The sequence below is a fragment of the Rodentibacter trehalosifermentans genome (assembly GCF_002000545.1).
Taxonomy (GTDB): Bacteria; Pseudomonadota; Gammaproteobacteria; order Enterobacterales; family Pasteurellaceae; genus Rodentibacter; species Rodentibacter trehalosifermentans.
The window spans coordinates 32,680-42,427 of sequence record NZ_MLHL01000061.1 but is presented as its reverse complement, the minus strand read 5'-3'; the positions used below and the strand labels follow the sequence as shown (position 1 = coordinate 42,427).

Annotated in this window: 13 protein-coding genes; all 13 read right to left on the bottom strand. The window is 43.6% G+C overall.

Going from position 1 to position 9,748, the window contains the following annotated elements:
- Window positions 1-45: 45 nt before the first annotated feature.
- Window positions 46-252, bottom strand: coding sequence for a hypothetical protein (locus tag BKK52_RS10695; protein ID WP_077478662.1), 207 nt, complete (start codon window positions 250-252; stop codon window positions 46-48).
- A 14-nt stretch (window positions 253-266) separates the two neighbouring features.
- Window positions 267-608 (bottom strand): hypothetical protein, encoded by a 342-nt coding sequence (locus BKK52_RS10690; RefSeq protein WP_077478661.1) that lies wholly within the window; start codon window positions 606-608, stop codon window positions 267-269.
- Window positions 608-982 (bottom strand): phage tail protein, encoded by a 375-nt coding sequence (locus tag BKK52_RS10685; RefSeq protein ID WP_077478660.1) that lies wholly within the window; start codon window positions 980-982, stop codon window positions 608-610. Before BKK52_RS10685 ends, BKK52_RS10690 begins: the two co-directional genes overlap by 1 nt.
- Before the next feature lie 9 nt (window positions 983-991).
- Complete coding sequence (locus BKK52_RS10680; protein ID WP_077478659.1) at window positions 992-2,407, bottom strand: phage tail sheath subtilisin-like domain-containing protein; 1,416 nt, start codon at window positions 2,405-2,407, stop codon at window positions 992-994.
- The gene (locus BKK52_RS10675; RefSeq protein ID WP_077478658.1) at window positions 2,400-2,579 is read right to left on the bottom strand and encodes a DUF2635 domain-containing protein; all 180 of its coding nucleotides are present in this window, start codon (window positions 2,577-2,579) and stop codon (window positions 2,400-2,402) included. Before BKK52_RS10675 ends, BKK52_RS10680 begins: the two co-directional genes overlap by 8 nt.
- A complete protein-coding gene (locus BKK52_RS10670; RefSeq protein ID WP_077478657.1) occupies window positions 2,569-3,213 on the bottom strand; it encodes a DUF1834 family protein in 645 nt (214 codons plus the stop codon). The genes BKK52_RS10675 and BKK52_RS10670 overlap by 11 nt, the downstream gene beginning before the upstream one ends.
- Window positions 3,197-3,625 carry a gp436 family protein gene (locus BKK52_RS10665; protein ID WP_077478656.1) on the bottom strand — a complete coding sequence of 143 codons (429 nt, stop codon included), beginning with the start codon at window positions 3,623-3,625 and terminating at the stop codon, window positions 3,197-3,199. Before BKK52_RS10665 ends, BKK52_RS10670 begins: the two co-directional genes overlap by 17 nt.
- 3 nt (window positions 3,626-3,628) lie before the next feature.
- Window positions 3,629-4,006 carry a hypothetical protein gene (locus tag BKK52_RS10660; RefSeq protein ID WP_244160243.1) on the bottom strand — a complete coding sequence of 126 codons (378 nt, stop codon included), beginning with the start codon at window positions 4,004-4,006 and terminating at the stop codon, window positions 3,629-3,631.
- A gap of 42 nt (window positions 4,007-4,048) precedes the next feature.
- Window positions 4,049-4,966 carry a Mu-like prophage major head subunit gpT family protein gene (locus BKK52_RS10655; protein ID WP_077478655.1) on the bottom strand — a complete coding sequence of 306 codons (918 nt, stop codon included), beginning with the start codon at window positions 4,964-4,966 and terminating at the stop codon, window positions 4,049-4,051.
- Window positions 4,966-6,006 (bottom strand): phage protease, encoded by a 1,041-nt coding sequence (locus tag BKK52_RS10650; RefSeq protein ID WP_077478654.1) that lies wholly within the window; start codon window positions 6,004-6,006, stop codon window positions 4,966-4,968. The genes BKK52_RS10655 and BKK52_RS10650 overlap by 1 nt, the downstream gene beginning before the upstream one ends.
- Before the next feature lie 244 nt (window positions 6,007-6,250).
- A complete protein-coding gene (locus tag BKK52_RS10645) occupies window positions 6,251-6,736 on the bottom strand; it encodes a phage virion morphogenesis protein (RefSeq protein WP_077475296.1) in 486 nt (161 codons plus the stop codon).
- Window positions 6,737-6,849: 113 nt separating this feature from the next.
- A complete protein-coding gene (locus BKK52_RS10640; RefSeq protein ID WP_077478653.1) occupies window positions 6,850-8,118 on the bottom strand; it encodes a phage minor head protein in 1,269 nt (422 codons plus the stop codon).
- Entirely contained in the window at window positions 8,105-9,745 is a 1,641-nt protein-coding gene (locus BKK52_RS10635; protein ID WP_077478652.1) for a DUF935 domain-containing protein, read from the bottom strand. Before BKK52_RS10635 ends, BKK52_RS10640 begins: the two co-directional genes overlap by 14 nt.
- Window positions 9,746-9,748 lie beyond the last annotated feature (3 nt).

The following is a 9,748-nucleotide window of genomic DNA, read 5'->3' as shown; positions in this document are numbered from 1 at the left end:
TTTAAACCCTTTTTAAACTCATTTTAAATCCACAAAAAAAGGGGCTTATGCCCCCTTATTTTTACGACGCATAAGGTTGTAATGCACCGTGTTGCCTTTTTCTGCCTGCACTTTTATCCCTTGCGATGACTGCCAACTTGCTATCCAAGCGGCAACTTCCGCATGACACATCGCCCGAACCTCTTGTGCAGTAAATCCGAATTTCGCCAATAAAATCACCGCACTTCGGTAATTTTTTTCAGCTTCAAACAAGCCGTGGCGTTGTTTTATTCGGTGTTTGGCTTGTTCAGGCTTTCCCCAGCGTCGATGTGCTTTTTTCGCAACTCCGCAATGGCTTGTGTGATCAACACATAATCATCAGTGGCAAGGTTATTCAGCAAAAATTGCGGTGTGAGCGTATCTTTCGGTATGCCTAACACCTTAAATTGCTCGGATAAATACGCCAAATCCACTAACATCTGCTCGGCTTTATTGAGTTTTTCTTTACTATCCAAACCCAACTCGGCAATTTTCTCAAGGGCGGCACATTCACCGCCCAAAGTAAGGAGATTTACCTCAAAGTCAAAATGACGTTGGTCATTAAAGGGGAGGCCAAATAATAAACGCATTATTCTTTCACCTCTTTCAACGCATTCATTTGGATATCAATCACCGCTTCATTGTCCACAGTGTATTTCTCTCCCACTTGGGTAGTAAAACAACCCAAGTAAGAGGTGCGTTTATCCTCTTGGTTAAGTGGATAAATCGTGATTTTGGCATCACTAATTCCCGCCCAATCAATTTCCGAGCCGTCAATTGGCATTGCCGCAGTCAGTGAAATCTCCCACGTCGCAATCCCTTTGGCAAAACCACGGGCTCGGCCTTCCGAGTTCATGGTTTTTACCAATTTACGCCCGGTTTGTTTAGTAACACTCAAATCCTGAATTTCAATTTCCACACCATGAACTTCAAGCACTGCAGAACCTGCATATTTTTCAGACATCTACGCCTCCTATAAAATTAAATCAATGCGGTTTGCCACTACATGCAAGCCATTTACCACATCAGCCGGAATGACCGTATCTAAACGATTAGGGTCTTTTGCATTGCGCACCACAAGCAATTTGTCCTTGTTGGCATCCACGTTTTCTAAAATTTCTTCCTGCTCTAAGCGGTAAAGTACATCCAAAATTTCCGACCGCACTTTTGGTGGGGTGCGATTAGATAATTTTGATTGAGGGAAGCGTAACGCAATACGCTGTTCAATGGCTTTGCGAGTGTAATCCAAAGTACGAATAGTGGTTAAATCAAGCCATGACGGATCATCCACATTCGCCGGGGATTTGGTGTAAGTAGTAATCGCACGCACAATTTGTACTCGGTTATTCACCACCATAATCGGTGTTAAACCGTGGAATAAGGCTTGGTTCACTTCCGTTTTAAGTGGTGTTTGTGTGGCACTCACCGGCGTTAAACCTTTAATTTCAAGTGTATTGAGTGGTTTTGCCGGGTCTTCTTGACCTGCAATAATCGCTCCAAATCCTGCAGCAATTAACGCATTAGATTCCACAGCACCTTTATACCAACCTACGGTCACACGCTCATCGTTGATTTTTTCGGCATAGGTTGTACCACTCGCCATTGACCCACGCCAACCTAGCACACCTACACCCGGTTTTTTCTCCGTTGGGCTTGCCACGGCATCTAAATGCTCAAGTAAGGCTTTGGCATTTTTATCGTCAGCAAAAGGGGAGATAATCACGTGATAATGTTCCCCGGCAACACTCGCAAGTGCGGCCGATAAATCCGCATTTTCCGCACCGTTGGCAAGGATTGTTACACTCACTGCCATATCAGCGGCGGTGATATTAGCCGTCACTTCAATTTCATTTCCGATTTCACCTTTACATTTTGCGGTAAGGCTAATCGTACCTTCTTCAACCGTTGCAGTTACCGGACAATATTCACCGGCATTAATCACGGCATTTAAGCGGCTTGCAACATGCTCTGCGGTTTCGGCTTTGCTAATAGCAACCGCATAATCCACGCCGCCAATCACCACTTTTAACACGCCTGCACTGGTCGATGTACCACTTAATGCAATAGAACCGGTAGCGGCAACACCCGCCTCATTATCTTTCAGACCAATTGCCGTTAAACGAATCATGGCATTGTTTTTGATTGCCAAACGAGCCATTAAATGTGCCCAAGAACCTGCACCAAAGGCGGTTTTAGCATCTAAGTCCGAATAAATCGGCGTTGGCGCACTAAAAGCGTTATCCCCATCTAACATTGGTGCAACAATCAATACGTTTTGCTCATTAGTCGGTAATGTGCTAACCGCATTGCGGGCGTTATACTCTGTATAAACACCCGGTAAGCGAAGACTGGAAGGGATATTGTCAAATTCAATGTTAGTTTCAGCCATTGTTTTTCTCCTGTTTACGTGAGCGAGCTTCACTCACCACAATTAAATCACCGTCCTGAATGCGGCGTTGGTAATATACTGTCGGCTCAACCTCAACGACCGCCTGTTCAATATAGATATAAGGTTGATTTTCCATCGGCACTTTAATGCCGGCTTTTGCTTTAACTTTCATGTTTTGTCTCCACCTCAAACGGCACGCTTGCGCCATTTGTCGGATCATAAATATTGCCCCCAATGCGTTCTAACATTGGGTCAGGTTCTGAATGTTCGCCCTGATACCGGGTAAACACATAATCAGGATTTTCAACATCACGGGTCGCTTCCGGAAACAAGCCGTCTTCAAGGGGGGCTAAATCGTCATAAACCGCTTCATACTCAATCGCATAAGCGGTAATAGCCCCGCCTTTAAAGGTAGCGTTGTTGAAAATCGTACGCACTTTTGTCGGTTTTAATGGTTTCACTAATCGCCCTAAGGTCTGTGAGTCCAATAAACGGCGCACGGCGGTAATTAACTGATTAACCCCAACCTCACGCTTATCCACGCCACCTTGGCGGGCAGCAAGATTACTTCGCAATGAATTGACAGCGACAATAACCACAAAATTAGCCGTGGATTGGTGTCGTTTAGCATTCGTCCCCATGCGTTCAATGCGTGCCCCGCCAAAGGTCACTAAACAAATTGGTAAGCGTGATGTGCTAAGACTTTCATCATCCAACTCACCGCCATAGCTTTTCACTGTACTGACTAATCGCCCTAATCCACGCTGTAAACGCTCCACTAAGGCTTGTTCAATTTGTGTTATCACGGCTAAAAATCCTGTTTTTCGGATTAGTAAAAATCACGCCACTGTCTTGATTATCCGCCCCTTCATCTGCCAATGGCAAACCCAGTGAGACCTTGCCCGAACTAATATCCTGCAATTCTTTCAGGCTTAATTTATAGCGTTCAATGATCTCATCGGTGATTTTCACACCGGACATACTGGCTAAACGATAGCGTGCTAAATCACAACAAAGTCGCACTAGATTTTGTGGAACAGTAACAAGGGGCAGGGTATAACGTGCAGCCAAATAACCATCAATTTGGCTTGAGCTGTCCGCCAAAGCGACTTCAAGTAAATTTTCATTCACCTCACCAAGCAAATCCCGGTCGGTCAATTCAATGGCTTGCACCTCACCTACACGCAATACAAAGTCATCCACACTGGCGTAATTCACGGTTTATTCCTCACAAATAGGTACAAGTTCCAACCAAGGATCTTCCGCCAATAAAATCACCTTATCAGGCTCAATATCTGTGACGTTAATCACCGTTTCTTCCGATTTGGTAAAACGAAAACCGGCACGCCCATAACTGGCTTGCGGGTGAATACTGCGTAATTTCACTGCATAAGCGATGGGTTCAATAACATGCCCTTCGGGTTGAAGCGGTGGGGTATCGTTTTTTTCATTCGTTTTTGGAACATCATCCAAGGGTTTATCATTTTCCTTTTTTTGTGCGTTATCCTGCACAGGAAGATCATTCTTTGGACTATCGGAAGGTGGAGTATTAAGTTTTTTATCCTTTTCCGATTGAGTTGTTTGTCTTTGACGAGCCATGTTTACTCCTAAAGGGCGGTTTCCCGCCCAATATAGTTACGCTTAAATGATTTGCGGTGAAACCAACACTTTCAAACGACCTTTTAAGATATTGGTCGTACCGTTAATCATCTCACCCTCACAGATTTGACGAGCTTTAAACTCAAGAGCAGGTGGCACTAAAATCACATTCGGACGAATGTTTAGTAATTTACCGCCATCGCCTTTTAAGGATTGCATTTGGGCAATCACTGCCATAATGCTTTCTGCCGTAAGCTCTGTTTGCTCCACACAATGGGCTAATTGCCAGAAACCAAAACCGGCAGCACCACGAGCACGCACACCCCATTCATAAACATCTTCATTGAAGACAGTATCGGATTTTGACGGATCAAATTTTGTTTCAATTTCCGGTGCGGTACGTTCTTGCCAAATTAATGGTTTAACCGCATTTGTGGTATCAAAAATATAAAAGGTTGGTGCATCAGCTTTAGAACCGGTGGTAATATTGCTTTGCTGTTTGCTATTGCCTGTGCCGTCCACGTTTTCATAAACAGGGTGGTCAGTGTCAAAATAGTTTTGACCGTCATAGCAAAGCGTATTTTTACCTTCTTTTAACAATCCAAAAACTAAATCATCCGGTAACTCTGCCGCACTTTGTGCCGCTTGTTTCACCATCGGGCGGAATAAGCCTACTTGGTCATCTTCAATATCTACACGAGGCACTCCTACCGTACTTTCATAAAGTTTGTTTTCAATGCTGGTACCTTGGGCTTGCATCGCTTTACGCTGACGTTTTCCTACCCATTCCTGCATTTTCGGGAATTGACCTAAAAAGCCGTAGGTATTTACTTTGGTATTGGATGAAATTTTCATCGCCACCATATCCCACTGCGGTTTAATTAACGCTAACCCCGCCACAAAGTCTTTTTTAAACTGGCTTTCAATTGCTTTTAAAACCTCTGATTTTTTAAAGCTCATTATTTTTTCTCCTTGTGTTCTTCAATAAATTCCGCCTCTGTCATCCCTAAAGCTCGGGCTGCAGCAGCCTCTCCTGCACTTAACGCCACCACTTTCTGATTAGGATCTTCTTTGGCTTGGCTTCCACCGGCTAAAGCTTGATTTGGCGTTGCTACAGCCAAATAGTCTGATAATGCGGTCACATCCGCTTTACCTAATTTTTCCGCCCAATCTTTTTGCGATGGCAATAAACGACCATCAGAAAGAGCGGTTTGAATTAAATCTGCTACTTTGTCGCTTTGCACTTGAGCACTCAACGCCGCCAATTTATCTTGCACGTCTTTCATCATAGACAATGGCACATATTTGCTCGGGTCGGGTTCAGCCCCTACTTTTGCGCTTAATGCAACGACTTCGCCGTCTTTTTCCTTCAGTTTTCCGTACACATCACTTAATGCTACCGGGCTGTCACCTTTTGCGGCAGAAAGTGCGGTTAATTTTTGTTTCATTTCGTCTTCGGTTGCATCCTTCACACCGAATAATTGACATAATAACTCCAGCATAGAATTATCCTTTTGTTGTTGATTAAATTGAGATGAAAAGGCAATCGCTTCTGCCAAATCGTGACAAGCAGGGCGATTTACTAATGCGGCGTTCAGCACTTTTGTTACTTTGCCGTCTTTGGCACTCAAGAACATAGGAGAAATGTAACGATATTCTCCGTCCTGAATTTGTTTATGTGCTTTTTTTGTCCAGTCAACATCGACAAAAATGCCTTCACCGGGAATATATTCCGCCGTTTCCATCCATCCTGCGGCAGGATTGGGTTTGCCGTTATCTTTTATAAATAATGTTTGATGTTCGTAGTCAATCATCAGCTTGATTTTAAGCTGATTAATTTGGTCGGCTAGCGCATAGCCATTACTGTCATCTACATACCAGCCTCCTGCACCTTCGGTGCGTTCATCTTGCGAATAAAAACGACCAAAAGGGAATAACTGAATACGCCCATTTGTTTTTTTGTTCAGCTCGAAACTTAACGCAATCGGCTTAATGTGCATCGTTTGTTATCCTCATTCTTTAATAGCGGATAACAGAATAACGGAAAGGCAAAAATGAAAAGAGAGGAGGGAGTTCCACACGCCCTAAAAGAGAAGAAATAAAAAATGAATACTTAGCTTTTAGCTTAAACCCATTTTAAAACGTTTTAAAACCGCTTTAAATTGTTTTAAAAATTTAAACTCGAAAAATGATACCTATAAAAAAGAAAATCGCCCTATACTTGATTTAGGGCGGTTTTTGGATTTATTTCATCAAACTCTGAAAATAGTGTTGTACATCATCTAAAATATCCTCCTCATCTTGTGGGGTTAAGACAAGGAATGGACGAGCCTCAATGGTGCTTCCGGGGTGATTTACCGACTTACGCACAATACCTCCAAAGGCCAAGGCTTTCTTGGTGACCGGTTTTATTTTGTGCGGTTTGGTTTTACCACCAAATTGATGAATGGCGGCGTATTTTAAATTTGTCCCCACTTGCGCCTCATCATTATCCCAACTTGCATGGATGCTATTACGCAATGCACCACTATCAATCAAAGGCGTTCCACCGGGACGGCTTTTTACGCCCAACCATTTCGGACGACCGCCTGCCTCAAAATTCTGATCGACCGCACTTTGCATTGTACCGGCAATGATACGCATCAGTGGCACATTATAACGAATGCCTTCCGCCACTCGCTCCAGCAACGCCACCACTTCTTTTTCATTGTTGATTTTTATTTCAATCATCGTTATATTGTCCTTAGCCACTAGAAAAGCGATGAATCTCGAGGATCGCGGACGATAGGTTGAAAGAGTACCTTGGATTGTGTGTAGGTGGTTCGAGCCCTACCTAGTGGCAATTATTTAAATGCTTTTCTCCATTGTTTTTCACTCACAAAGCGAACAGATTGCATAAATATCTCGTTCTCTTTCCCCAATACTTTCAACACGGCCATGATCTTCTTGTTATTAATTTGCTTATAAAATTGATAACCCAATTCATCCGGTATAATTTTATCGGGTTGATTGATCACATCGGGTAATAGTGCGTATTCCTCCAAGCCAAATCCTTGTCCATCACGGCTGTTAAACTGCTTAATGAGCGTATCATCAGAAAGCCACACGGTTGCTGTTTCACTTTTCAATGTCGCTTTATCTGCTACATTTAATACTCCCGCCGCAAACTTATATTCACGACGCAGCTGGTTACGCACCGCTGTTAAATCATCAGATGTGAGTTTTTCATTTAAATTTAGTCGCTGTTTGGCTTGTTTAAACTCTTCTTCAAACTGTCTAAAATCAAACTTAAACCCCTCGCCACCCATTTCACGTTTAGCAAACTGATGTGCCAAGGCTTCCGGGTACTGATCCAAATTTGGCTTATACATCATCCGACCCACGTTATAATCAAACCCTCGGTCAGTCACCACCCATTTATCATCAGAGAGTTTAAATGCCGTCGTTTTTTCTGTTTGCGTGGCATTGATTTTGCGCTCATAGTCAATTAACCGTTCTTCACTGTTGCCCACTACGAGATTACGCCGTGCAATATCCCGTTCAGCCAAAGCAATCACCGAACAACGACAATTAAACCCATTAGGCGGATAAAATACGTTCCAAAAAGGATCATCATAACGATAAACCAAGCCATTCATCGCCGAATGGCTTGGGCGTGTCCGATCATCATTAACCGCTGAATATTGCCAATAAGGGCGACTATCCGCATTATCCCGCATTTGTTGATAACGCTCGCTCGAATAAGCAGCCTGCATATTGGTGCGATAAATGGTTTCTAACCGCCGTGGCGTACCAAAATATTCCCCGGTTTTCGGATCAGCCAATAAATAACCTTTATCATAACCCGCAATCCAACCTTTCTTTTTAAAATGCTCAAAAATGCCTTTCTGCCACTCAACGAAAGGTTGCCCTTGCTGTTGGGCCTCAATCAAAGATTGATAAATATCTTTCATCATCTCAAGGCTGGAAAGGTTAGCAATACGGGCGGCTTTCGCCCTTGCGCTCTCCATCAAGCCTTTTTCGTCAATATGATCTAAAAAGGCTTTTTTGCTTTTTAAAAATTCAATGGCTTTTTTCGGTGGCAAGCCGAGCGCAAAACTAAGGTTTGGCATGGCTTGCCCCTAGAAGTTCTGATAAAAACATCGCACGGGTTAAATACTCGTGGTGAGCTTTTGCTGTCAATTCCGGATAAAGCGTAGCGAGTTTTTCTGTCGCTTCCTCATAAGAGTGACAAGACAACATCACTTGCACCGCTTTTTGCACCATCGGGTCAAGTTGTTGGTTAAAATCAACCTGTTCTAAGGCTTCATCTAACGTTTCGTCTAACAAAGCCTGTTCATCTTTTTCTCCTGATTTTGCAGATAGGGCCACAACTTTGCCCAAACAGCCGTCACACTGGCATCCTATAACATGAGCCGAAAGTGCGGTCGGTTTTTTCGCTGTTTTATCCTCGTTTAAATCCGTTTTAAATTCGCTTTGAAGGGGTTTTAACAACTCATCATCCTCTTGCACTTCCGGAATCCCCAATTTATCTCTCGCCCAACTCTCCGGTACTTTTACACCGATTTCGACCAATTTCGGCAACGCCTCGGCGAAAATAGATAAATCTTCGTATTCTTTGGTATCAAACTCAAAGTATGGCACACGATGGGGTGCAATATTCGGATCAACGTTAATTTGCAAATAAGGCAAAATAATTTGCTTCGTGATAGTTTGTGCAATCTGTTTGGCATCACTTATCATCAAGTCACGACGCACTTCATTATGCACATTACCCAATGCATTGGTGGAGCTTTTACCGTCTGCACCGCTCGTTAAAGTTTGCCCTAAAATCAAGCGGGCAATGGATTTCTCACACCAATCCACCATGTGCAAGAAGGGATTGTTACCTGATGATGTCCCTGTAGCTACATTGTGCAACTCAATTTGCATAGACTCCGGCATAATCCCTGCCGCATTATGTCCGATTTCTGCCAAAGCACGCAGCAATGTACGTTTTTCCAAGGCTGTCGCACCCGCACCATATTTCCCGATGCGAATCGGCATACCGTAAAGCTCTAAAAACTCCGCAAAATCACGCACGGAATAATGCTTATACATATAAAGCCACGCAAGCGTGCGATATAACCCATCACGGGCCAACTGGGTCGAACGGGATTTATGACGATGTACTACCCAACCAAAGGGGCGCAACGGCTCACCCATCGGGTTATCCGGTGTACGGAGTAAAAGATTATCCTGTTTATCAAGGTTAAACCAAGATTGCGGGCAAGGTTTAAACCCTTTTGGCACCCATTTCCCCTCCACTTGTGCCCATTGGATTTCCAAGGCAGAAAAACCGTGTCCCACCGCATCCATTAAATCCACAAATAGATCTTCAAGGTTCGGATATTGATGGAACAACTCATCAATTTCCGCTTGTAGTTTTTCTTCCGCAGGCGTTGCATTGCGAGGTTCAACAATACGCCAATCTAGCGTGAGCACCGACCGCTTGCGGGTCATCATATTGGCGGCAATGCTAGAGTCTTGCTCTTCAATATCCATAAAAAGTTGATGTTGAGCCTGAATATCCCCGTTTTCCGCATCCTCTAAAATGCTTTTCAGTTTCCCCGGTGTGATTTGGGCAGATGGGTGATCGTCTAACACCCGTCCTGTTGCCGTCACATTCGCTTCATCGGTTTGCGTTTCCTCGGTTTCCTCAATCTTAAAAAAGCCTTTCACTTTATCTAAAAATCCCATTTA

Coding starts and splice junctions, on each gene's coding strand:
- BKK52_RS10635 (WP_077478652.1), bottom strand. CDS start 9,745: ATGGGATTTTTAGATAAAGTGAAAGGCTTTTTTAAGATTGAGGAAACC.
- BKK52_RS10655 (WP_077478655.1), bottom strand. CDS start 4,966: ATGAGCTTTAAAAAATCAGAGGTTTTAAAAGCAATTGAAAGCCAGTTT.
- BKK52_RS10640 (WP_077478653.1), bottom strand. CDS start 8,118: ATGCCAAACCTTAGTTTTGCGCTCGGCTTGCCACCGAAAAAAGCCATT.
- BKK52_RS10650 (WP_077478654.1), bottom strand. CDS start 6,006: ATGCACATTAAGCCGATTGCGTTAAGTTTCGAGCTGAACAAAAAAACA.
- BKK52_RS10685 (WP_077478660.1), bottom strand. CDS start 982: ATGTCTGAAAAATATGCAGGTTCTGCAGTGCTTGAAGTTCATGGTGTG.
- BKK52_RS10680 (WP_077478659.1), bottom strand. CDS start 2,407: ATGGCTGAAACTAACATTGAATTTGACAATATCCCTTCCAGTCTTCGC.
- BKK52_RS10690 (WP_077478661.1), bottom strand. CDS start 608: ATGCGTTTATTATTTGGCCTCCCCTTTAATGACCAACGTCATTTTGAC.
- BKK52_RS10660 (WP_244160243.1), bottom strand. CDS start 4,006: ATGGCTCGTCAAAGACAAACAACTCAATCGGAAAAGGATAAAAAACTT.
- BKK52_RS10675 (WP_077478658.1), bottom strand. CDS start 2,579: ATGAAAGTTAAAGCAAAAGCCGGCATTAAAGTGCCGATGGAAAATCAA.
- BKK52_RS10645 (WP_077475296.1), bottom strand. CDS start 6,736: ATGATTGAAATAAAAATCAACAATGAAAAAGAAGTGGTGGCGTTGCTG.